The organism is Streptomyces sp. NPDC005799, assembly GCF_040630525.1.
In the GTDB taxonomy this organism is placed as follows: Bacteria; Actinomycetota; Actinomycetes; order Streptomycetales; family Streptomycetaceae; genus Streptomyces; species Streptomyces griseorubiginosus_B.
In genome coordinates this window covers 21,926-42,449 of record NZ_JBEXXQ010000068.1, presented here as the reverse complement: position 1 = coordinate 42,449, position 20,524 = coordinate 21,926, and the positions used below count along the sequence as shown (strand labels likewise).

General features: G+C 69.0%; 26 protein-coding genes. All 26 read right to left on the bottom strand.

All coding sequences use genetic code 11. The features are described from left to right. Window positions 1–4 precede the first annotated feature (4 nt). The gene (locus ABZ453_RS43555) at window positions 5–2,449 is read right to left on the bottom strand and encodes a hypothetical protein (protein ID WP_359024397.1); all 2,445 of its coding nucleotides are present in this window, start codon (window positions 2,447–2,449) and stop codon (window positions 5–7) included. After that, on the bottom strand, window positions 2,450–6,103 hold the full coding sequence (locus ABZ453_RS43550; protein WP_359024395.1) for a hypothetical protein: 3,654 nt from the start codon (window positions 6,101–6,103) through the stop codon (window positions 2,450–2,452). It lies immediately after the preceding gene. An 85-nt stretch (window positions 6,104–6,188) separates the two neighbouring features. Beyond that, window positions 6,189–6,749: a hypothetical protein gene (locus tag ABZ453_RS43545; protein ID WP_359024393.1), complete on the bottom strand. Its 561-nt coding sequence runs from the start codon at window positions 6,747–6,749 to the stop codon at window positions 6,189–6,191. A gap of 8 nt (window positions 6,750–6,757) precedes the next feature. Beyond that, complete coding sequence (locus ABZ453_RS43540) at window positions 6,758–7,267, bottom strand: hypothetical protein (protein ID WP_359024391.1); 510 nt, start codon at window positions 7,265–7,267, stop codon at window positions 6,758–6,760. Between the two features lie 9 nt (window positions 7,268–7,276). Next, window positions 7,277–8,263 (bottom strand): phage tail tube protein, encoded by a 987-nt coding sequence (locus ABZ453_RS43535; RefSeq protein WP_359024389.1) that lies wholly within the window; start codon window positions 8,261–8,263, stop codon window positions 7,277–7,279. Window positions 8,264–8,266: 3 nt separating this feature from the next. Continuing rightward, entirely contained in the window at window positions 8,267–8,578 is a 312-nt protein-coding gene (locus ABZ453_RS43530) for a hypothetical protein (protein ID WP_359024387.1), read from the bottom strand. A gap of 9 nt (window positions 8,579–8,587) precedes the next feature. After that, window positions 8,588–9,052, bottom strand: a complete 465-nt coding sequence (locus ABZ453_RS43525; protein ID WP_359024385.1) for a hypothetical protein — start codon at window positions 9,050–9,052, stop codon at window positions 8,588–8,590. Further along, window positions 9,052–9,867, bottom strand: a complete 816-nt coding sequence (locus tag ABZ453_RS43520; RefSeq protein WP_359024383.1) for a hypothetical protein — start codon at window positions 9,865–9,867, stop codon at window positions 9,052–9,054. The genes ABZ453_RS43525 and ABZ453_RS43520 overlap by 1 nt, the downstream gene beginning before the upstream one ends. A 12-nt stretch (window positions 9,868–9,879) precedes the next feature. Further along, window positions 9,880–10,539 carry a hypothetical protein gene (locus ABZ453_RS43515; RefSeq protein ID WP_359024381.1) on the bottom strand — a complete coding sequence of 220 codons (660 nt, stop codon included), beginning with the start codon at window positions 10,537–10,539 and terminating at the stop codon, window positions 9,880–9,882. Next, complete coding sequence (locus ABZ453_RS43510; RefSeq protein ID WP_359024379.1) at window positions 10,539–10,943, bottom strand: hypothetical protein; 405 nt, start codon at window positions 10,941–10,943, stop codon at window positions 10,539–10,541. Before ABZ453_RS43510 ends, ABZ453_RS43515 begins: the two co-directional genes overlap by 1 nt. Before the next feature lie 67 nt (window positions 10,944–11,010). After that, on the bottom strand, window positions 11,011–12,258 hold the full coding sequence (locus ABZ453_RS43505; RefSeq protein WP_359024377.1) for a phage major capsid protein: 1,248 nt from the start codon (window positions 12,256–12,258) through the stop codon (window positions 11,011–11,013). 67 nt (window positions 12,259–12,325) lie between these two features. After that, window positions 12,326–13,222 (bottom strand): HK97 family phage prohead protease, encoded by an 897-nt coding sequence (locus tag ABZ453_RS43500; RefSeq protein WP_359024375.1) that lies wholly within the window; start codon window positions 13,220–13,222, stop codon window positions 12,326–12,328. Beyond that, window positions 13,219–14,547 carry a phage portal protein gene (locus tag ABZ453_RS43495; RefSeq protein ID WP_359024374.1) on the bottom strand — a complete coding sequence of 443 codons (1,329 nt, stop codon included), beginning with the start codon at window positions 14,545–14,547 and terminating at the stop codon, window positions 13,219–13,221. The genes ABZ453_RS43500 and ABZ453_RS43495 overlap by 4 nt, the downstream gene beginning before the upstream one ends. Beyond that, on the bottom strand, window positions 14,544–14,753 hold the full coding sequence (locus ABZ453_RS43490) for a hypothetical protein (protein WP_359024372.1): 210 nt from the start codon (window positions 14,751–14,753) through the stop codon (window positions 14,544–14,546). Before ABZ453_RS43490 ends, ABZ453_RS43495 begins: the two co-directional genes overlap by 4 nt. A 17-nt stretch (window positions 14,754–14,770) precedes the next feature. After that, window positions 14,771–16,360: a terminase gene (locus ABZ453_RS43485; RefSeq protein WP_359024370.1), complete on the bottom strand. Its 1,590-nt coding sequence runs from the start codon at window positions 16,358–16,360 to the stop codon at window positions 14,771–14,773. Further along, the gene (locus ABZ453_RS43480; protein ID WP_359024368.1) at window positions 16,323–16,604 is read right to left on the bottom strand and encodes a hypothetical protein; all 282 of its coding nucleotides are present in this window, start codon (window positions 16,602–16,604) and stop codon (window positions 16,323–16,325) included. The genes ABZ453_RS43485 and ABZ453_RS43480 overlap by 38 nt, the downstream gene beginning before the upstream one ends. 302 nt (window positions 16,605–16,906) lie before the next feature. After that, window positions 16,907–17,347 carry an AAA family ATPase gene (locus ABZ453_RS43475; protein ID WP_359024367.1) on the bottom strand — a complete coding sequence of 147 codons (441 nt, stop codon included), beginning with the start codon at window positions 17,345–17,347 and terminating at the stop codon, window positions 16,907–16,909. A 16-nt stretch (window positions 17,348–17,363) separates the two neighbouring features. Further along, a complete protein-coding gene (locus ABZ453_RS43470; RefSeq protein WP_359024365.1) occupies window positions 17,364–17,600 on the bottom strand; it encodes a hypothetical protein in 237 nt (78 codons plus the stop codon). Then, entirely contained in the window at window positions 17,588–17,806 is a 219-nt protein-coding gene (locus tag ABZ453_RS43465) for a hypothetical protein (protein ID WP_359024363.1), read from the bottom strand. The genes ABZ453_RS43470 and ABZ453_RS43465 overlap by 13 nt, the downstream gene beginning before the upstream one ends. Window positions 17,807–18,094: 288 nt before the next feature. Next, complete coding sequence (locus ABZ453_RS43460) at window positions 18,095–18,445, bottom strand: hypothetical protein (RefSeq protein WP_359024362.1); 351 nt, start codon at window positions 18,443–18,445, stop codon at window positions 18,095–18,097. Window positions 18,446–18,467: 22 nt separating this feature from the next. Beyond that, window positions 18,468–19,007: a hypothetical protein gene (locus ABZ453_RS43455; RefSeq protein WP_359024360.1), complete on the bottom strand. Its 540-nt coding sequence runs from the start codon at window positions 19,005–19,007 to the stop codon at window positions 18,468–18,470. Between the two features lies 1 nt (window position 19,008). Beyond that, entirely contained in the window at window positions 19,009–19,263 is a 255-nt protein-coding gene (locus tag ABZ453_RS43450; RefSeq protein WP_359024358.1) for a hypothetical protein, read from the bottom strand. Continuing rightward, window positions 19,260–19,706, bottom strand: a complete 447-nt coding sequence (locus ABZ453_RS43445; RefSeq protein WP_359024356.1) for a DUF6221 family protein — start codon at window positions 19,704–19,706, stop codon at window positions 19,260–19,262. Before ABZ453_RS43445 ends, ABZ453_RS43450 begins: the two co-directional genes overlap by 4 nt. 4 nt (window positions 19,707–19,710) lie before the next feature. Beyond that, window positions 19,711–20,001, bottom strand: coding sequence for an HNH endonuclease (locus tag ABZ453_RS43440; RefSeq protein WP_359024354.1), 291 nt, complete (start codon window positions 19,999–20,001; stop codon window positions 19,711–19,713). A 27-nt stretch (window positions 20,002–20,028) separates the two neighbouring features. Next, complete coding sequence (locus ABZ453_RS43435; RefSeq protein WP_359024352.1) at window positions 20,029–20,259, bottom strand: hypothetical protein; 231 nt, start codon at window positions 20,257–20,259, stop codon at window positions 20,029–20,031. 47 nt (window positions 20,260–20,306) lie between these two features. After that, window positions 20,307–20,519, bottom strand: coding sequence for a hypothetical protein (locus tag ABZ453_RS43430; RefSeq protein WP_359024350.1), 213 nt, complete (start codon window positions 20,517–20,519; stop codon window positions 20,307–20,309). Between the last annotated feature and the right edge of the window lie 5 nt (window positions 20,520–20,524).

Below are 20,524 nucleotides of genomic sequence, written 5' to 3'. Positions count from 1 at the left end.
CCTATCAGTAGGCGAGGCGGGTGGCGGAGTCCAGAACGCTGTAGACCGGGTCGTCCAAAACCCAGACGGAGTCGGTGCTCGTGGCCGAGGTGTGGAACTGGATCAAGTGACTGCTGTTCTTGATCGTCTCCGTGTAGCCCTCGACGGTGACCCGCGTCGAAGACGCTGGCGCCTGCGTGGGCAGGCTGGTCACGGAGAAGTACGAGCTGATGTCGGCGTCGAGGATGTTCAGGTAGTTGGGCATCGTGAACGCCTCAATCGGCACCTCACGCAACTCGACGCTGGGGTTGGCGTAACGGGACACCCGCCAGTACGCGGCGTCCAACACCTTGTTGTCCGTGGTCTTGAGGATGGACAGGGCGCCGGGGTCGTAGACCCCGAACGCCAGGACCGAGGACGGGGCGGTCACCTTCTGTGTGGCGCCGCCCGGGCGGGATGCCTCGATGCTGTTGACCATCTTCTGGTCGTCGTCGGCCAGCTCGACGCTTGTGGTCTCCAGGTCGGCGTAGGCGATGGTGAACGCCTCCCCGCTCGGAGCCGGGTTGTAGCGCAGGTCCCGGGACTGGAAAACCATCACATACGCGTCGCGCGCCGCGAACAGTCTCGCGGACTCGGTGCTTTCCACCTCGCGCATCCGCGCCACCACACCGGTCCCGCCGGGGCCTTGGGAGGCGATCGGGTCGAAGGTGCTGCCCTCGATGATGGTGGTGAGCAGGCCTGCGTAGGCGCACAGTCGGTCGATCCGTGTATCGGCGGTTTCGCCCGCTGCGCCGTTCTGACCGACGTCGTAGTGGGTGGCCATGACGCTGCCGGTCGTGCTGCGTGCGTACAGGGCGACGTGCGCGATGGAGCCGGACCACAGGCGTGTGCCGCGGTAGCCGCCGATGTGCAGGAGCTGCTGGTCGAAGCCGTCGGTGACGGGAACGGAGGCATCGACGTTGACGCCGTCGACGGAGACGTTTCCGCTCAGGCTCTGGTCCCACGCGAAGTGGTGCCAGTTCCCGTCGTTCAGCCCCGAGGTGCCGGCGATGGTTTCCACGGTCAGGGTGCTGGACCCCGAGTCGGTCCACTCGATCTGCAGGGCGCCGGTGGCCGAGAGGGACACGACCTGCACGCACTGCAGGCTGGGCGAGTACAGGCTGAGGATGGCCCGGCCCGTGGTGGTCGTTTTGAACCAGCCCTCGACTCCGAAGGTGTTGGTCGTCAGCTGCTGCTGGACCGTCGCGCCCAGGTCGACGCTCAAGTACTTCCCGGCGGTCGCGGAGGACGGAGTGAGTGTCGGAGTGCTGTCGCCGGTGGCGGCTGGCCCGGTGTCGGTGCCCATGGTGAGCGTGCCGCCGGATCCGGCCTGCGTGATAGCCATGGACGGCAGACCAGTACCAGAGATGTCACCGGCGCTGGTGGCGTCGTCGGACTCGGTCAGCGGGTAGTACGCCGTGGGCAGGAAAGTCGAGATCTCCTCGGTCAGCATGGACCGCAGCACGGGAAGCCGGTTGAGCCGCTTGAAGAGATCCGTGCACGAGATCGTGACGGTGGAGGACAAGCCTTCCCAGTCGACGGGGAACTCGTTGACCATGCCCCAGAATCTGGGCTTGACGATGGCGCCGACGAGGTCGTACTCGGCGAAGTCGGTGGTGCCGGAGTCGCGGGTGGCGCCGATGGCCAGGGCGACCTGGTCGGTGCCCACCCAGGCGGGTGTCGCCAGGGAGCGGCGCACGGTCCAGGAGTACCCGTCTCCCGACGTCTCCCAGTAGACGGTCCCCGACGTCTCGCGCACTCGCAGCCACGCGTGATCGATGGCGCTGTACGTGAGGTTGACCTGCGCCCCGTCGGAGAATCCGACGTCGGATTTGCACGCCAGGTTTCCGGTGGTGGCGTTGTACTCGAAGCCGACCCGCGTTCCTGACGTGATGGCGTTGACCATGTACGAGGTGCGGGCGTTTGTGCCGCCGGCCGGGACCGTCGCCAGGCGCACGGTGGTGCTGCTGCCCTGCAGCCGCCACTGGCGGGCCGACAAGAAGCCGCTGGAGGTTCCGGCGATGGCGCTGATGCGAGCTCGGCCGCCGGTCTCGCTCACGGTCCCGAAGTTGCCCGACCACCGGGTGGTGTTGATCCGGCCGTCGTCGAAGTCGTCGCCGAGCTGCTCGAGCGGGTAAGGCGCCGACCCGGACTGAGTCGGGATGAACGCAACGCTGATCCGGATTGGCGCATTGCGCCGGACGAACGGGTAGTAGGGACTGGCCGCGTTGCCCGGGGTGAAGCGGCCATCAGTGTTGTCCAGGAGGAGGGTGGCCGATCCGGGCTGTGTCTCCGACAACTCGTCGGACGCGCCCCGGGTGATCGTCACCCCCCGTTTCACCTGGTCCACGTACTGGCTGATGTCGGTCCACGTGATGGTGTCGGGGGCCTGTACCAGGCCGCCCCAGCCCATCTCCACCAACAGCGCCAACTACCCCACCCCCAGCGAGACGTTGAGTCCCTGCGTCCTCTTCAACATGAGCAGCACGCGCTGCAGCTCCCGGCCGACCGCCACCGGGTCCATGGCGTCGTGGATGTCGACCTGGACCTGCATGACCTGGCCCGCCCCGCCCCGCATGACCGCGGCCCTGCCCGCCGTCGGCGCGATGGCCGCGCGTCCGATCACCCGGCCGGCCAGGGTGTCCATGGCGCGGTCGACGTAGGGCAGGCCGGCCAGGACGCCCTTGGCCACGCCGCGGGCGGTGTTGATCCCGTCCGGGACAACCTTGGTTGCCGGGGACTTGATGCCGAGAGCGTTGCGCAGGGACTTCTGCATGCTCTTGGCGAGGCGCTCCATGGTCTTCTCGAGGTTCTTCTCCTCGGAGAGCAGGCCGGTGAGGAAGCCTTTGCTGGCGTTCTTGCCGGAGTCGTACAGCTTGTCGGCGCCGGACTTGCCCAGGGTCGTGGTCGCCGAGTCCAGCTGCGACTGCAGCGAGTTGACCGTCTTGAAGGTGGTCTTGTCCGCGCCGGCCAGCGCGCTGGCGTAGGCGTACCCGGCCTCGGGCCCCATGTTGAGGATCTGCCGGAGCAGCCCCTTGTTCAGGCCCCTCTTCGCGAGGATGTCGATGTACCGGGTGAACTGCTTGATCTGCGCCAGCTTGGAGGCGAGCCCGGCCTTGATGCCGCCGGCCGTGACCTGGTCGGCGTCCATGCCGAGGTTGGACAGGCCCGCGCCCTCCCGGGCGTTCTTCGTGACGTCGGACGCGTAGGCCTTCGCCGCGGCGATCGTCGCAGCGACCTTGTCCCGCTTGGCCGCCAGGTCCAGGAGCTTCTTCGTGTCCCGGTCGACCATCTTCAGCAGGCCGGACTCCTTCTTGCCGGAAAAGGCGGTACGGATGTCCTTGGCCAGGTCGGCAGCCGTCGACTTGATCTTGGCCTGGGTGCCGGTCAGACCGATGACCATGCCCTTGCCGACGTCGGCCATCAGAGCCTTGGCCTTCCGCGACGGCGAGGCGATCTCCAGCTCCTCGCGGATGCCGGCCGTGACCGCGCCAGCCATCACCCGGGCAGCATCGTTCACCTGCCCTTGCGCGCCGAGCATGCCGGCGGCGAGGCCCTGGGCGACGGCCGCCCCCGAGCTGCTGGCACTGTGGGCCGCGAAGCCGGAGCCGCGCAGCATGGACTGGGTCGTCTTGGCGTCGAAGACCCGAGCGTCCTTGCCGAAAACGACCAGCTCCGGGCCCTCCTCGCCGACCATGGCGAGCTCCCCGGCCCTCGGCGTACCGCCGCTGGCGTAGGGGGTGATACCCGGGATGCTCGGCCCCTTATGGACCGTATTTAGATATTTTGTCTTGTAGATGCCGATGCCGATGGTCTTGCTCTTTAGACTGTCGACAGCACCCTTCACGTTCTTGATCGCGGAGAGAGCGGCACCGGTCTTCGCCGTGACGGTGACCGAACCGTTGGGCAGCCGCCGCACCTTAAGGCCGAAGCCGTCCAGTAGCTGCTCGGCCGCCTTCGACAGCGTCTTAAGCGTGACGCTCTTCGACCCCGGAGCGGCCCTGACCGCCGCGTTGAACGCCTCGAGGTCCCGCTGCGCGTCCTCCTTCCGCATCGTGACCGTGGTGGTCTTGTCCGGGATCTGCAGGATCTGGGACGCCAGCTGCTCAGCCTGGCTCTTGGTCAGGCCCATGGCCTGCGCCGACTTGATCAGCTGAGCGCGGCCGCGGCTGTAGATGCCGTTGACCGTCTCCCACGACGAGCCGGACTGGCGCGCGCTTGCCGCGGCCTCGTCCGTCTTCGACGCCAGGTCCTGCAGCGCGCTGGCCGCGTTGCGGGCCTTCTCGCTGTTGAGGTTGAGCTGCCCGTGCGACATCGACAGCGCGCCGACGTTCTCGCGGGCTGCCTTCGCAGCGGCGTCGATGCTCGCTTCGAAGCCGATCATCCCGCCGAGCCCGGCCCGCTGCGCGTCGTTGAGGGCCTGGATGCTCTGCCGCAGCCCATCGGTCGACTGTTTCTGCGCGTCCAGCTTCTGCTGCACGGACTTTGCCTGCGCGCCGAAGACGCCCATCGAGTCGGCGGCGAGCTGCTGCTCGAACCGGCTGTCGGACAGGGCGTCCTTGTAGTCGTTGAGCTGACCGGTGAACTTGCTGGTGTCCCGGCCGCCCTTGCCGTACTCGGCCATCAGCCGCTTCAGGGCGGCCGCCGCCAGGTCCGACTGGCCGTTCTGCACTAGGCCGGCCAAGGCCTTGTCGACGGAGTCGATGTTGTCCTTGGCGTCCTTGACCGGGGTGGAGTCCCACCCGGTCCAGCCGACCAGGAACTGCTGGATCTTGTCGGTCGTGCTGGGATCGGTGAGGGACCGGACCTTGGCGTACAGGCCGTCCAGGTCCTTGCCGAACGCTCGGGACGCCTCGCCGGTGACCTGACCGGTGGAGCCCAGCTGCTTGAGCGAGTTGGTCAGCTTGTCGACGTCGGGGGGCGCGTTCTTGCTCCTCTGTGACAGAGACGTCAGCAGCAGGACCAGCAGCCCGATCCCAGTTCCGGCGACCGCCGCTTTCGCGCTGAGCGACAAGGCGCCGATGGCCGCCCGGGCACCGGCGAGAGCACCGGGCGTCCCGGCCGCCGCGGTCCGCATCGCGACGATCTGCGTGGCGAACGCGGCCACCGCGGTACGGCCGGCCGCCAACGCGAGCGCTGCCGCCTTCGTCGCCTTCAGGGCGAACGCCAGCTGCAGGAACAGGCCGATGGCCTTGGGGGGCACCGCGTCGGCGAGCCTGGCGACGACGTTCACGACCTGGAGGAGGCCAACCCCGACGTCGCTGCCAGCCTGCAGCACGTGCACGAGCGCTGTGGCCACGCTGGTCAGGACACTCGCCACGGTTGGACCCTGGGCCTTGGCCCAGTCCATGAACTCCCGGGCCGGGCCGCCGAAGTCCTTGCCCTGTCCCGCGTTCAGCAGGTGCACGATCTCGTTGTTGACGCCGCGCAATGTCTTCTGTGCGAACGACGTGAACTTGCCGTCGAGGCGGTCCAGGCCAGGGGAGGCCATCTCACCGCCGATGATCGTCACGAACCGGTCGGCCTCGGTGCTGGCGGCCTTGACCAGCCCGGACGTTTTGGGGATCAAGGCGTTAGTGATGGCGATGCCCTTGATGAAGGGCGCCATCGTGTCGCCGGCCAGGCTGTTGGACCACTCCTTGTAGTCGTCCTTCAGCACTCCCAGGGCGGCCGCCGCCCGCCGTGTGGGGGCAGGCAAGTCGGCCACGGTCTTGGCGTACAGGATCTGCGCCTGGATCGCTTCCTGCGACGAGGCCCCGTTCTTCCGGACCGAGTCGTCGTACTTCTTCTGCGCGTCCGCAGCGTCGCTGAGTGCGGAGATCTGCGGGATGAGCGCGGCGCCCATGGCCGCGACCGCGACCGCAACGGTGCCCGCCCCGGCGGCGATCGGCGCCAGCGAAGCGGCCGCCGGAATCGCTGCGGGCGCCAGCAGCAGCGCAGTCTTCCGCAGCTCCTCGAGCGACTTGCCGCCCGCCTTGCTGTCCTGGTCCAGCCGGGACAGGCGGCGCGCCAGCCGGTCACTCGCGTCGCCGGCCCGGTCCAGGAGGCGGGAGAGTTCGTCGCGGCCGGTGAGGAGAAAGCTCATCGAGGGCATCACTCACCACCCCCTTCCGCTGGCTGGGACTGATGGCGGTGCATCCACGCGATGAGCCCGAAGAAGTCCGGGAGCGTCAGGTCGTCGACGGCTCCGGGAGGGATGTGGAGGAGGTGGGCGAAGAGTCCGAGCCACTCTCCTCGGACGACGTCGATGTCGGCGTTGTGCTCGAGGGGCTGGACTCCTGCGGCGGCTGCTCCGGGGCGTCGTCGCTGGCCGGCTCTTTTGGGCCGCGCGCCATCTCGGCGATGAGCCGCTCAGCATGCTCCGGGTCGGCGGCCACCGTGACGACGCGCTGCAGGACCTTGGCCACGTCCTCGCGGGAGACTTCGGGGTCGGTCTCGGCCATGGCGAAGGCGTTCTCGACGTACTCGGTGACCTCCCGCTGGTCCATGCGCGTGGTCAGTTCGCCGATGAGCGGGTCGAAGTCGCCGTAGCGCAGCGACGGCTGAGACCTCTTCTTGATCACCCAGACGATCACGCGCATCGCCTCGGGGTCGTCGGTGTCGAGGCCGCCCTCGATCTCGCCCCACTTCATGCCGGTGGTGCGCTGGGCGATGGACGCCTCGGAGGTGCGCAGGCTGCGGGCGTCGAACTGCTCCGGCTCGCCCTCTTTCGGCGCGTACTGGATGATCAAGGTGGCTCCTATTCGAGGTGGCGGCGTACGTCGTCAGCGACGCGCTCGACTTCGCGGGTGATGCGGTCGGTGTGACCGCGCACGGTCCTGTCCCACCAGCCCGCGTTGGCGGACTGTTGCGCCCACCGGCGGCGGTTGCCGAAGACGGGGTGGCGGATGCGCCCGGTGTTGATGACGTCGGGCATGCGGCGCAGGTCCGGCGGAAGGCGCCCCTTGTCCACCCACACGCGAGCGCCCGGGTCGCCGGTGGTGCGTACCGAGATGCGGATCGCCTCGGCGATCGTCGCCCGCATAGGGCGAGTTGTCGGCGAGGGACCGCCTCGCTTGCCGGCGTTGCGGCCCTGCGAGCGGATGTCGAGGCGACGGATGGTGTCCTGCAGGTCGTTGCGCAGTGGCTCGGCGGCCCGGCGGATGCGGCGCTGGAAGCTGTTGCGGATGTTCTCGTGACCGGCCCGGCGCAGCCTGGCCGACAGCTCGAGGAGCTGGCCGGTGCCGATCACGCGGACGTTCTGCACCATGAGGTCACCTCACAGGGACACGTCCGTGCTGATGACCTCGAGCTTGGGCTGATTTGTGCCGTCGAAGAGGCCGGTGAAGGAAAAGGTCGGCTTGACCACCCCGAAGCCATCGACGACCGGCGGACCCTCGTCGAGCTTGATCGCGGGGAGGGTGAGCCGCCAGGTGTCGAAGAACGTCGACGCGATGTTGGCTCCGATGAACTCCCACACGAACGAGGTCGCTCCGTCGCTGGTGTGAAGGTCGTCCAGGGTGGTGGCGACGTAGTCCGACTCCAACGATCCGGTGATCTTGACCTGATCGTTTTCCACCGGTTCTTTCTTCAGCCCTGCCTGACCGGCGTAGAACCTTTCGACATCCTGGGGCCTCTCGATCTTGCAGGAGACCTTCCGGATGCCGTCGAGCGCTGCCTCCGAGCCGAAAGCCCCGGTTTTCAGCGCCATCTGCCCGAAGTGGAACGGCGAGGACTGGACGTAGCTGGCGGCTGCCAAGGTCTGGCTCTCGTCGCAGTCCTTCGCGTCGATCTCGAAGCTGCCGGTGAGCATCTCTCCGACACCACAGGCGAATTCGCCCGAGACCACCTTGCAGCCCACGAAGCTCTTGTCTGTCACCACACCCGTGGTCAGCGGAACACCCTTTTGGATCGTGAGGCTCTTGCCCGCGACGGACGCCAACGTATGCGTCTGCAGGTAGGCGGTGGTCGCGCCCTGCTGGACCGGGGTGACGGTGGTCCCCATCAGCGCCTGGAACAAGAGCCCCAGCCCCTTATTGGCGATCTCCATCTCGATCGTCCCCTGGGCTTCCTTGCGGGTGACGACCCGCCGGGCCGACAGCGGCAGCAGACGGCCGGCTGCGATGCCGGCACTTTGCGCCGTGGTCTTTTTCAGGACCAGGGATTCCTTGGTGAACTCCGGAAACTTCGTCGGTGCGACATAAGTTCCGTACGTGGTCTCGGCCGCCATCCCGATCTGTGCGCCGAGTCCGGATCCGATCGCCATGGATCAGCTCTCCTTCTGCGACGCCTTGGCCGCGGTCTTCTTCGCCGGGGTCTTCGCCGCGGCAGGCTGGGCAGGCGGCAGCTCTCCGACTTGCTGCTCAGGTGCAGGCTCAGCGGCCGGTGGCTCGGCGGGCGGTTCGGCGCCCGGCGGGGTGAAGTCGACCGGCGGCTCGATCTCCTCCCAGTTGGCGGTCTGGCAGGCGTAGCCCCAATAACGCTCGTCGGGAACGTCGACGACCTCGTCCGGCTGCACCTCCCGACCGCCGAGCTCCGGCACGGTCACCGGCTCCGGGCCGATGAAGCGCACACGCGCCATGTCTCCTCCTCAGATCCGGGCGTGACAGGTCACCGTGAAGGTCAGGGCAGCCCGTACACCCTGCTCGGCGAAGTACTGGCGCAGCACGCCAGCGGTGAGATGCGCCCACAGCACGGCACCGTTGAGAGTCGGCGCCTCGGGGTTGGTGTTCGTGGCGCGCAGGCGCTGCTCGAGCTCGCCGAGCAGCTCGAAGACCCGGGCCCGTACGAACGTGAAGTCGGTGTCGCCGGACCAAACGTCGACGACTCCGGAGATGGCGAAGTCCTCGTCGCGGGTGCGGGCGCCGGCCGCGTTGAAGGTCTGCGTCAGTTCGGCGGCCTGGTCGTTGTCGGGCACCCAGCCGATGGCGATGATGTCCTGCGTGTTGACGTCCTCGGTGGGCGGTCCGTCGATGACGTCCACCTTGTCGATCGGCGGATCCCGCAGGATGGCCAGCAGCTGGGTGATGGCGGCGGGTACGGCTGAGGTGGCCATCAGGCGATTCCTGGTCCGTCGTCGCTGGGGTTGAGCATCTGCCGGGCCCGGTTGGGGATCGCGTATCCCAAGCCCGGGATAGGTTCGGTGACGTCGAAGTCGTCCATGCCGCGCTGCGGGCGTCCGGGCCCGGAGACGGTGCGCCACAGGTGCTGCAGGATCAGCTGGGCGCCGGCGAGGATGTTCGCCGGGACGATCAGCCGGCCCGCGCGGTAGACCGCCTGTAGCGGCCCGACCATCTGCCCGCCGTCCGTCCGGGTCACCGCCCCCGTGACCGGGTCCAGGTGCAGGTCGGCGGTGTCGTAGTCGTAGCCGCCGGCGCGCAGTGAGGTTACGGACACGAGGGAGATCGCCGGGGTCTTGCGTAGGGCGAGCGCCTTGACCAGGCCGACCTGGTGGTCCTCGGTCACCGTGCGCACCACGACCGGTCCGACGAAGTACTCCACCGCGGACGTGGTGGCCTCGAGCCAGAACCGCACGAGTGGATCGTCGGCGGTGTCCTGCTTCTTCAGCAGGCTCTTGGCGTCCTGCAGGGACAGCACCGTGGGCGAGGCTTCCTCGCGGACGTCGAAGCTGTCCGTGTAGGCGTGCGCCGGGCCCGTGAAGAGCCAGCGCACCGTGTGCCGCCCGGCGGCCGCCGTGACGTAGTCGGCCTGGTACACGCCCACTGTCTGCGTTTCGGTCGGCGTGGGGGTGGCGGTCGTGCCGTCGGGCAGCGTCACGGTCACGGTGGCTGTGCCCGCGGTGACGAGGGCGCCGCCCGGGTCTCGGCAGTCGGCGGTTAGGCGCGCGGTCGCGCCGAGGTCGTACGGCACCTCTCGCCTCCTTTACCAGTCGCGGGTCTCGGGCGCTGCCTCGCCGCCCCCGCCGCGGGAGAAGTCGGCCGCCTTCTCCGCGCCCAGCTGGCCGCCGCCCTCGGCGGCGTCCCGGGACCGGGACGCCTCGAGGATCTGCTCGCGGTTCTTGGAGATGCCGGTCCGGTTCTCGCCCTGCGCCTCGACCTCGAACACGCGCAGCGCCTCCTGTTCTCCGACCGTGCTGAGGTAGGCGAGCACTTCCTTGTTGGTGTGCTCCTGGGGGTCGAACAGCTTCGGCACGTCTGCCTCCTGCTCGGGATCCTCGTTCTCGAGGTCCGCCGGATCCGCCGGGCCGGTGCCGTCCTCGGCGGCCGCGGCGGGGACGGGCAGGCGTACGGTCACCGACCAGCGCACCCACTGCCGGCCGTCGTCCTCGGTGCCGTCCGGCGGGTCGGTGTCCTCGATGGTGGCGGCGAGGATCTCGAGCGCCTGGCCGTCCTCGTCGACCACCAGCGGCTGGACATACGCCAGCGGCCCGTCAGCGGGCAACTGGTCATGCTCGTTGGCGAGTTCGGCGCGGTGCCCGTCCGCCCACGCCGCGGCCTCGACGTCGCTCACCTCGATGACGTCGCCGGGGGCCCACGAGAAGTCGGCCCCGGCGATCGCCTCGAGCACCCTGATACGCGGCATCAGGGGTGCACCACCGGCGCAACGCGTGGGTTGGCCAGCAGCACCGACGCCCCGTACGTGCCGCCGGACGACGTGCCCGAGGCGGTCACGGCCGCGCGGACGTAGCGCTTGGTGCCTTTGTAGCCGACGACGTACATCTTGTTGTCGTCCGCGGCGCCGATGGACGGCTCGGCGCCCTGCAGTTCGGAGGACGCCACCGACGTGAAGGTGGCGTTGTCGTCGGACTCCTGGATGTCGATGGCGTGGGTGCCGTCGGTGATCGTGCCGGTGTGCACGATGAACAGGGCGTCCTGGAAGCCGGCCCCGTTGAGGTACCGGTCCACGCCCGTGCCGTTCGCCGAGGCAGTGCGGGTGGCGATCGCCAGGGTCTCCCGCACGGTGACGTTGCTGTACGCGTCCCTCACGACGCGCTCCTTCCTGTGAAAGCCGACGGGCCCAGGAGAGAAGTCCTGGGCCCGGGAGCGGAGTTGGTCAGGTCGCGGAGTGCTGGTACAGGCGGATCGCGGCCGAGTCCTGGATCATGCCGTCCAGGCGGGAGAACCCGAGGAACGCGACCTGCAGGAACTCGGCGTACCGCTCGACGAGGCGCAGCGTCTGCACGGACTGGACCTGGCGGATCACGTAGCCGGCCTTGAAGTCGCCGAACGCGATGGTCTTCGCGTTCGCGCCCGGGGTGGGCATCGAGTTGTCGAGGGTGTACTCGAAGCCGTTGATGGTGGCCGGGAAGCCCGGGGCGGGGATCGGCACCCACAGCGGACGCTGCTGACCGTCCTTTAGCTTACGGATCACCTTCAGCGTGGAGTCGTGCATCAGGTACCGGCCGTTGGGCCGGTAGGCGCTGTCGACGCTGTGCTCAAGGTCGATCAGGTCGTCGTAGATGACGCTCGTGGTCTGCCCGTTGGCGCCAGTCTTGCCGACCACGGCTCCGGTGGTCAGGCCCTCGGGCTGGTCCACGCCGGTGCCCGTCGTCCAGGCGCGCGCGGCGCGGCGGCCGATGCGCTCGCCGAGCTTGCGCGGTACCCACTGCTCGAGGTTGAACGCGCTGTCCTGCAGCAGGCTCGTGGACAGCTTGACCTGCTTGGACGAGAAGATGTACGCCTTCAGCGTCCGGCCGCCCAGGTTCAGGTCCTGCTCGCCGGCGGGCTGGTTCTCGCCGAGGATCTCGCCCTCGTTGCCGGTGTCGTCGTTGGTGGGCCACTTCAGGTCCGCGCCCGTCGACGTCGGGATGACGTCGGCCAGACCGAGCAGGCCACCGAAGGCCTTCATCGTCTCGGTCATGATGTTGCGGAACTCGTCCGGCACGGTGAAGCCGCCGGCGGTGTCGATGCCCGCGCCCATCGCGCGGAGGTCGACCTCGTTGTCCATCATCAGGTTGCGCTGGTCTGGCGTGAGCCGGTCCATGCCGCCGCGCAGATACCGGCCGAAGGCCCCGCTGTAGCGGCGGGACTGCTCCTCGGCGTCGGTGCCGCGGTTGTCGTTGCCGGGTTCGCCGGTGGTGGACACGATCTGGCTGCGGTCGATGGTCTGCAGCTGGGCCATGCGGTTGAGGCGGTCGATGTCGCCGGAGACGACGGTGAGCCGCTCCTCCGCCTGGTCCCAGTTCTGCCGCTCCTCGGCGGTCAGGTCCCGGTTCTCGGTCTCGGCTGCGGCCTGGATGTCCTGCATCCGCTGCCACAGCGTGTTCTGCTCGTCGATGAGTCGCCTGAGCTGCACGCTCATGCTCGGTTCCCTTCAGGCATGGCGAAGGCCCCACACCAGGGGTGTGGGGCCTTCGGGTGAGTACTGGTTACGAGCGGGACGTGGGCAGCCCGTAGCGGGCGGCCAAGCCCCTCATGCGGAGTGCGCGCGCGTCGAGGTCGCTCCGAGTGGTCGCTGCCGGCTCGGTGGCGGCCGGGGCCGCGGCGGGCTCCGGTGTGCTGGTCTCGCGAGTGGACTCACCCGGCTCGCTGCCAACTGCCGTCAATTCCTGGGTGCTTGCCCCCGCGTCGTCCCGACCGGCCGGGGCGGAGTCGCCGGCGGGCGCGTCGCCGACGAGCTGCAGGAGGTCGCGCAGCTCCGGCCGGAACCGGGCCCGCTGCTCGATCGCTGCCCGGTCGCCGCGCTGGACGAGCGCGGAGGCGACGCTGGCGAGTTCGGCCTCGGTGTCCTCGTACGCGGGGAAGGTCACCGCGGACACCTCGATCAGCCGGACCTCGAGGATCCGGCGTACCTCAACCTCGGCGGTCTGTCCGTCGGAGGTCTCCACCGTCTCGGTCGTCCAGTCGTCCTTGACGACGTAGAAGCCGAAGCTCATGCCGGTGATGTTGCCGTTGCGGACGTTGGCCTTGAGGTCGTTGACGTACGACAGAGCGGTGTCGAGGGCCGAGTCGACTGGCAGCCCCACCTCGTCCTCGGCGAGGGTCAGCGTGCCGGCCGTGACCCGTGACACCACGTAGTAGGAGTCGTGGTCGACGAGGAAGCGGGCGTCGCCCTCCTGCAGGGTCTTGGTGAACGCGCCCGGCGCGATCTCCTCGTAGAACCCCCACCGGAGGGGATTCCCGATCGCGGTACGGGAGTTGAACTTCGCGGCGTACCCGCGGAATCGCTCATCCGCGGTGTCGCCCTCGGTGGCTCGGATCACCACGTCCGCCGTCGAGAGAGGCAGGCGGCGGCGCTCCTCGGTCGTCGTCGTCAGGGTCCTCATTGCAGGCCTTCCTCGATGTCGTCCGGGGTCTGCAGCAGCCGCTGCGCCTCCGCCATCAGCGCGGCCGCCCGCGCTCTGTTTGAGCTCGCCCCTGCCGGCTGGCTGCCGTCGGGGGCGAGCGGGTTGACGCCCAGCGGGGCCATATACAGCGGCTGCAGCCGCAGGTCGCCCTCGGGCCCGTCGATCGGCGGCTTGTCCTCGAGGTCGAGGATGTCGTTCGCCGAGTACGCGCCCACGTCCCGCATCGCGCGGTAGAACGTCGATCGGGCCGCCGAGTCGCCGCGCAGCAGGCCGCCCATCTGGTACTTCGCGTACTGCGACGGCGGCAGCAGTTCCTTCGTCACCCGCTGCTCGGTCGGCGTCAGCCATGTCGGATGGAGGTCGAACGTCACCCAGCCCTGTGCCTGCTGCTCCAGCCCGGTGCCCCACGACGTGGACTTTTGGGTCTCCATGAGCAGGAAGAGCGGCACACCGAAGATCCTGGCGATCTCGGCGTTCTCGAACTCCCTCGACTCGAGGAACTGGGCGTCGGTGTTGGGCATCGTGACGGGCTTGAAGGAGGCGCCGCTGTCCAGGACGGCGACCTCATGGCTGTTGTGGACGCCGGCCATCTTGGCCTTCCAGCGCTGCTTGAGCCGCTCGGCCTGGTCCTGGTCCAGGCGCTGCTCGGTCTGCAGCACGCCGCCGAGCATGTTGCCGTTGCCGAACAGGCGGGCCGCGCTCTTCTCCGCGGCCTGCGCCAGCCCGATGCCCTGCGCGGCCATCCGCACGGGGGAGCAGCCGGTCAGGCCGTCATAGCCCAGGCCGGGGATGTGGAGGACCTCGTACGGGGTTAGCCGGTGCACAGTGCCCCAGTCGTCCGTGGCCCAGAAGATCTTGCCGGAGGGATTGCCCTCGTACGGCCTCTCGCGGTCGACCTGCACGCGGTCCGAGGAGATCGGCCAGAGTTCCCGGATCTGCTTGGCCCCGTCGCGGATCTTCTGCAGGTACCCGTTGCCCCACAGTGCCCGGTACGTATACGCGTACCGCCACAGCTCCACCGGGGTCAGGTCCGGGTGGGGATTCTCCAGCAACGTCGACGACTGCTTCTGCTTCGTGCCGACCTTGTACACCGGCATGGGCAGAGCCGAGGACACACCGGCGATCACGTTCACGGCGCGCCACACCGCTGGAGTCCGCAGCGCCGTCGTTTCCGACACCGGGATGCCGGCGTCCGACCACATCCCGCCGAGGAACTCCGTCAGCGCGGCGGAGGTGAGCGGCTGAGCCGGGCTCTCCAGCCCTCGCTGTGTTCGCCCGTCGAACAACCCGAAGAGCCCGCTCACTGCCGCTCACCCCCCGCCGCTTCCCTGCCCTGCCGCCCCTCAACGGCAGGCCTGTTGGCCGACGTACGCTCGCACGCCAGCACCCCCAGCACGCCACCGACCACCAAGGCCCCAGGAACGCTCCACAGGGCCAGGCCAGCGACCGCCACCAGGACGAACACCACCTCGAGCACCAGCAGCCCGCGGCCGCCCGTACGAGCCGACAACTCCGCCGGCTCCTTCTTCACCACAGGTTCGGCGCCCCTTCCGGCTCGACGTCGTGGTACTGCTCCCAGCCCCACAGCGCGTACGTCCCGGCCACCAGCGGGGACACATCCACGCCGTCGTTGCGCCGCGACCACAGCCACGCGTCACCCACGTCCCGCTTCGTCGCGCCGCTCAGCGCGGTCGCCATCGGCGCCTGGTCCAGGTGCTGCAGGCTGCTGTTCTGCGTTCGGTCGTAGAACTGGCCGCAGGCCTGCGTGAGTTCGCGAACCTTCGGCGCGACGACCAGGTGGTCACGGCCGCGTTCGGTGAGCTTCTTCCGCAGCAGCGGGGCCAGGGATCCGGCCGGACCGCCCTCGTCGATCACCCACGCGCACGGTGACCACTTCGCGTCCAGGTCGGCGGCGCGCTCGACGACCCAGTCCGTACCGGGCCGGTGGTCCACCACCTCGATGTGCCGCCCCTCGTCCTCGGTCCCGCCGGCCACGCTGATGGCCGACCAGGTCCGCTCCGGGGTCGTGTCGATGGAGAACCCAACGGGGTCTGTAAGGCGTGACTGGCGCACCCGCAGGGCCCGCCACGTGGCCTCCTCGATGACCTGCCAGGACTCCTCGGCCTGCGCCGGGTAGTCACCGATCCCGAGCCGCTCGCGGTTGAAGAGATCCGGCCGCATCGTCGCCAGCTCACGCCGCACCGCCTGCACCCGGATCCGGATCCCGAGCGCGGGGTTCACCCGCTGCCACGTCCGTACGTCCGCCCGGTCGTCGTGCTCGGCACACACAATCCGCCCGTCCTCGTCCCGCGGGCACTCCCGCGTGTGCAGTACGGCCGACCACTCCAGGTACGTCAACGACTCATCCGGCAGCGGCGAGTTCGCCAACGCCCGGGCCCGCAGCAGCGCCAGCTGCTCGCTCTCCTGGCCGATGCCCGCCGAGCAGGTGTAGACGAGCTGCGGATTGCGGCGCGCCGACATGATCGGCAGCAGCGCGCCAATCGGCGCCGCCCGCAGCGACATCGCCTCATCCATCACGACCAGATCCCCGGAAAAACCACGCCCCGAGCCGCCCGTACGCGCCAGGAACAGGATCCGCGCGCCGTTGTGGAACTCGAAGCCCTCCTCGCCGTGCGCACGGATGACGCGCTTCACGCGGCGGCTGAGGGCGTACGAGCCCTCGATCAACTGGTCCAGCCGGCGGAAGGACTCCCGCGCCGTCTTGAACTCGTGCGCCGTGTGGATGACCAGCTTGTCGCCGAACAGCATGACGCCGGCGATCTGCCGCGCCTCGAGGTAACCGCCCTTGCCGTTCTGCCGGGTGACGTTCTGGACGACCTCGAAGGAGGTCCACCGGCCCTCGTCGTCCTCCGCCAGGGAGTGGTGCAGACCGAGCTGCTGCCACGGATCCAGGTGCAGCCCCGCATCCGCCGCCAGCTCAATGGCCTCCTGACCCGCGGGAGAGCGGAAGGACAGCGCCTCCTGGTCCTCGACGCCGCTCCAACGCCCGGTCTCGATGCGCTTGTAGTGCGGGGTGGAGATGATCCGCGGGCTCTGGCAGCCGATCGGGTCGGGGCCGCTACGCGCTGTGGCGGGGGCGGCGAGAAGCGAGCTCATCGACGATGTCCCCCCTGTTCTTCGGAGGCGCCAGCGCTCGCACTGTGTGCATGGCCTGGCGGAGCTCGCGGGCGGCTGCCGCGACCTCCTTGGAATCCACCGACGAGTCCATGATCTTGGCGAGGCGCATGGAGGCGGCGGCCGAAGCGTTCTTCTCGGGGGATACGCCGAGGTCATCGAGCTCGGTCTTGGTCGCTTTCGCGACGGCGCCGGCGCGGACGCGTTTGGCTCCGGGCTCGCTCATGATCGCCTCCGATCTGACGAGCCGTCGCAGACGGTGACGGCTGGCGATCATCACGGAGCGTGACGGGCGCCGGGGCGGTGATCATGGTCCGCTAAATCGCTGAAGCGCGGGCCGGCGAAATAAGAATCCGCTCGGGGAGAGAACCGGGCGACAAGGGCGTTTGGGTCGCCCGCCCTTCCGCCCAACTTTTAATCCACTCCCTCCCGTCGACCGCACGAGCGATCACGAACGACCCGCGCGACGGCACTCGAACACGGCGTCGCGTAGCACTCCGTGACGGGAAGTAGGGCGGTCGCGGCGGGTCACCAGTCGCGGGACGACTGCGCGGTAGCCGGCCGCGAGGCACCGCCTCGGTAGTGCCGGTACCAGCGGGTGACGACGCGTTCCATCGCGCTTGATCGCATTGCTCGCACCCGCTCGCGTACCACTTGCTCGCCTGGATCGACAGTGATGATCTCGGCGCCGAGCCGCTGGTATCGGGTAAGCCAGGTGTCGCTGGGCATGGTGTGGATCAGGTACACGTCGGTGTCGTTCAGGTGCTTCACGGCCTCGTCGATGGCTGCGTAGCGAGCGCGGAGCGCGATGCGGCTGGCGATCGGGTCGTGGTTCCACTGTGGAGCGCCGGGGCCGGTGAGGGCGCGGGTGATGCGGTCCAGGTCGATGACGATGTCGCGTGGCTTGGCGTGGGCCTCGATCCAACTGGACTTGCCCGCGGCCGGCGGACCGGTGACTACGTACAGCACGCGTCACCTCCTGGCCCTACGGCTGCCAGTACTCGCGGTAGCCGATTGCATCGGGCCAGACCGACGCGGTGGCTCGAAGCAGGCTGCAGCCGTCTGGGTCGGTCGCACATTCGGGGCAGCCGGTCTCGTCATGCCAGCGGAGCACTGCTCGAGTTGCTGCGACCTGGCGTAGGTCACGCGCCGTGGCCGCGGCGCGTTCGTCCTGCGCCAGGTTCTGCTTGATGAACGACAGGATGCCCGTCACGTCCGCCATGGCCACGCATCCGCGTCCAGGTGGACGGGCATCGGCAACTCTGCGGTGAACGGCACCTGGTGCCCGTCGATGTGCTCGCGGACTGGTGCGAGGTCGATAGCCAGGGCTACTTCGGTCTTGCTGAGATGACAAGCGCGCACCGGGAACTCGATGGGCTCTTCACACTCTGGGCATTGCACGGTCGACGTGGTCTCGCCAGAGGCCATGGTCACCACCTTCGTACGGTGAGCGGCGCCCCGTTGCCTAGGACGGGGCGCCGTTGCGGGCCTCACGGTCGCCGCATCCCGCCGTTGCCCAGGTGTGCACCACGGTGCGACGGGAGGGACCTGGGCCGGTGTCGGGACATCTGGAGTGCTTGATCAGTTACCGAAGGGCGCTGGGCCATTGCCCTGGATCTCTACCACTGTGTCGCCCGCCGAATAGCGGGTCGAGATGAAGGGCCCTTCGCGGTCTTGATCAGTTCGTACGGTTGCGGCGTCCGCATCCCAGATCAGCTAGGCTGCTTCCTCGGTCTGGGCCTCAAGGGTGCCATGCCATTCCGTCAAGCCGCCGCTGATGGTGGCGATGAGCCGGGCCGTGACTTCGTGCTGAGCGCCGTCCACGGTGACCGTGGCAGGTCCGTCGTAGTTCGTCATGGAGGCATCGTGGCTCATGAGCGACACGAGCGGGCGCAATGACGTGTGCACGGCGCCGCTGTTGTCCAGGTGGACGGTGACGTGCTCGGCACGGAGCCGAGCCGTCATCTCCCTGATTCTGCGGCTCATCAGCTCCTTCGTCTTGCGCTCCAGCCATCGGGTGTGAGCACGGCTCAGCATACGTTCGTAGGGGGTCTGTGTGCCCGTCATGTCGTCTCCACCTCCGTCGGGGTCAGCGTGCGGTCTTGACGTAGGCGAACGGGGCTGCGACTCCGGCGTTGTGGTGGTCTGAAGCACGGAGTGCGGCCGTGAGGCGTTGGCGTGGGGTGAGGTCGAGGTCCGCGGTGGCGTGGAGAGCGCCGAGGGCGAGCTCGTCTCCGCAGCCGACGGCTGCGTACTGGTCGTCTGGTTCGCCCACCTGATAGTCGCTGTCTACCGCGAAGAGGCGGCCGTGGACGCCCACGAGGAAGGTGCCGGCCTGCTCCTGGTCGCTGTCCTTGCGGGCCCACCCGCCGTCCTTGAGACACGTCCGGACGGCGTTGATGAAGGACGTGGCCATGAACCGGTTGAGGTCGCCCTCGGGGTGCGGGGGTTCGAACGCGTGGTGCAGCAGCTGGCCCATGCGGAAGGAGGTTGTGAACCCGAAGGCGTACGGGCCGTTGGTGAAGACCTTGGGGTCCCGGCGGATGGTCAGCCGGTAGCCACTCACGCCGGCTGAATCAGCGGCGAGGTGGACGCGCTTGCGGTGGACGAGGCCGACGATGACCGTCAAGTCACCACCTCCGTGGGTGGGGTGCGGGACGTCCGACGCACGTGGGGTTGTGCCAGCCGAAGAGGCGACAGGCGAGGCGCCGGGGCGCCGTGTACGCGAAGTCGCGGGGCTCGTGGAGGGCGTAGCCGATCCATCGGGCGAGGCCGGCGCGTGCCTGCCACGCTGAGTTATGCGGGGTGAGGACGCGGAGCTTGCCGCGTGCGTGGGCGGCCTTGAAGCGTCGCGCGAGCTCGGCGTAGTCGTCCTCGTACGTCACGGCCGCCACTCCTCTCGGTAGCCGTCACGGTCTGCGTACGGCAGGGCGAGCAGCCGCAGGGTCCGGCAGGGGAAGCGCTGGGGGTTGCTGCCACCGTGGGTTGGGTAGCCCCACTGGCCGTCCACGCAGGTGCCGCATGATCCGTCGTTGACGTCCTGGTGCTCGTCGACCAGCTGTCGGTTGGCGTCGATCTCACCCAGTACGCGCTGCTGCGTCCAGCCGTGCTCCGCGCTCGCCCAGTTCCGCAGCTTCGCCATGTCGTCCCAGCCTTCAGCCGGGTGGCGATACCAGGTGACCACCATGTTGCCGCCCGGGCGCACATGGAGGCACACAGAACCGTCATCGTCCACGGCGGGTGATGGGAAGATGCCGCGGCGTGCCTCGGCGTCCTGCTTGTCGCTGTCGAGCTGGCTGTGTAGCCACTGGACGAGGTCGTATGTCATGGGTTCACCATCTGCGGGAGGAGCGTACGGGCTGCCGTGCGCCATCGTTGCGGTTGCCGCGGGCGCTGTTGCAACGCCGGTGCGCTGAGCGGGCGTTGGCGGGGTCGAGGAGGTCTCCGCCCTTGGACAGTGGCAGGGCGTGGTCGAGGGTGAAGGCGTCCCTGTGGCGCTGGGCTGTGCGGCCGGTGAGGTCGTAGCGGATGGGGCCGCCGCACCACCAACAGGGCAGGAGTAGGGCGCGTTGCTGCGCGCAGAGACGGCGGTAGGGACGACCGTTGCGGGGGTTGGCGGCCATGGGGCCCACCTCCTCGGCCTGCGTGTGTCAGGCGCCGTCGATGCCGGACGGGTTGGTCGAAGGCGCGGGGCCGCTGGGGGCCGGGCTGGGCTGTGCCGTGCTCGGGCTCGGTGCGGGGCTCGTGGGCGGTGCGGTGGAGGGAGCCGGGCTGGTCGGCGGGCGGGTGGTGGTCGGGCCGGGCGCGGGGCAGTCGTTGCTGCTGCAGGCGACGAGCGCGGCGCCCAGGGCGGCGGTGACGAGCGCGGTACGGAAGCGCATGGTGCTCCTTCGGGGTCAGCAGGCGCGCGGGGCGGCGGTGGGACGGGTTAGGTCCTGCTGGTGCCGCCCTTGCGGTGGGCGTCGAGCAGGTGGCGTTCGAAGGCCTCCGCGGCGGCCTTGGGGTCCACGGCGACGTTGACGTCGTACGTGACGGGTTGTCCGTCGGCGATCGCAGGAGCGGCGAGCGCAGTGGCGACGTGAGCCCAGGTGTCGGCCATGACGCGGGATCGCTCGGCGAGGGCGTGGGGGCCGGCCTGCATTGCGC

Bases quoted from the DNA above. Each gene is read 5' to 3' on its own strand.
- ABZ453_RS43550 (WP_359024395.1), bottom strand. From the start codon at position 6,103: ATGAGCTTTCTCCTCACCGGCCGCGACGAACTCTCCCGCCTCCTGGAC.
- ABZ453_RS43540 (WP_359024391.1), bottom strand. From the start codon at position 7,267: ATGGTGCAGAACGTCCGCGTGATCGGCACCGGCCAGCTCCTCGAGCTG.
- ABZ453_RS43535 (WP_359024389.1), bottom strand. From the start codon at position 8,263: ATGGCGATCGGATCCGGACTCGGCGCACAGATCGGGATGGCGGCCGAG.
- ABZ453_RS43530 (WP_359024387.1), bottom strand. From the start codon at position 8,578: ATGGCGCGTGTGCGCTTCATCGGCCCGGAGCCGGTGACCGTGCCGGAG.
- ABZ453_RS43525 (WP_359024385.1), bottom strand. From the start codon at position 9,052: ATGGCCACCTCAGCCGTACCCGCCGCCATCACCCAGCTGCTGGCCATC.
- ABZ453_RS43515 (WP_359024381.1), bottom strand. From the start codon at position 10,539: ATGCCGCGTATCAGGGTGCTCGAGGCGATCGCCGGGGCCGACTTCTCG.
- ABZ453_RS43505 (WP_359024377.1), bottom strand. From the start codon at position 12,258: ATGAGCGTGCAGCTCAGGCGACTCATCGACGAGCAGAACACGCTGTGG.
- ABZ453_RS43500 (WP_359024375.1), bottom strand. From the start codon at position 13,222: ATGAGGACCCTGACGACGACGACCGAGGAGCGCCGCCGCCTGCCTCTC.
- ABZ453_RS43485 (WP_359024370.1), bottom strand. From the start codon at position 16,360: ATGAGCTCGCTTCTCGCCGCCCCCGCCACAGCGCGTAGCGGCCCCGAC.
- ABZ453_RS43480 (WP_359024368.1), bottom strand. From the start codon at position 16,604: ATGAGCGAGCCCGGAGCCAAACGCGTCCGCGCCGGCGCCGTCGCGAAA.
- ABZ453_RS43470 (WP_359024365.1), bottom strand. From the start codon at position 17,600: ATGGCGGACGTGACGGGCATCCTGTCGTTCATCAAGCAGAACCTGGCG.
- ABZ453_RS43465 (WP_359024363.1), bottom strand. From the start codon at position 17,806: ATGGCCTCTGGCGAGACCACGTCGACCGTGCAATGCCCAGAGTGTGAA.
- ABZ453_RS43460 (WP_359024362.1), bottom strand. From the start codon at position 18,445: ATGACGGGCACACAGACCCCCTACGAACGTATGCTGAGCCGTGCTCAC.
- ABZ453_RS43445 (WP_359024356.1), bottom strand. From the start codon at position 19,706: ATGACATACGACCTCGTCCAGTGGCTACACAGCCAGCTCGACAGCGAC.
- ABZ453_RS43440 (WP_359024354.1), bottom strand. From the start codon at position 20,001: ATGGCCGCCAACCCCCGCAACGGTCGTCCCTACCGCCGTCTCTGCGCG.
- ABZ453_RS43435 (WP_359024352.1), bottom strand. From the start codon at position 20,259: ATGCGCTTCCGTACCGCGCTCGTCACCGCCGCCCTGGGCGCCGCGCTC.
- ABZ453_RS43430 (WP_359024350.1), bottom strand. From the start codon at position 20,519: ATGCAGGCCGGCCCCCACGCCCTCGCCGAGCGATCCCGCGTCATGGCC.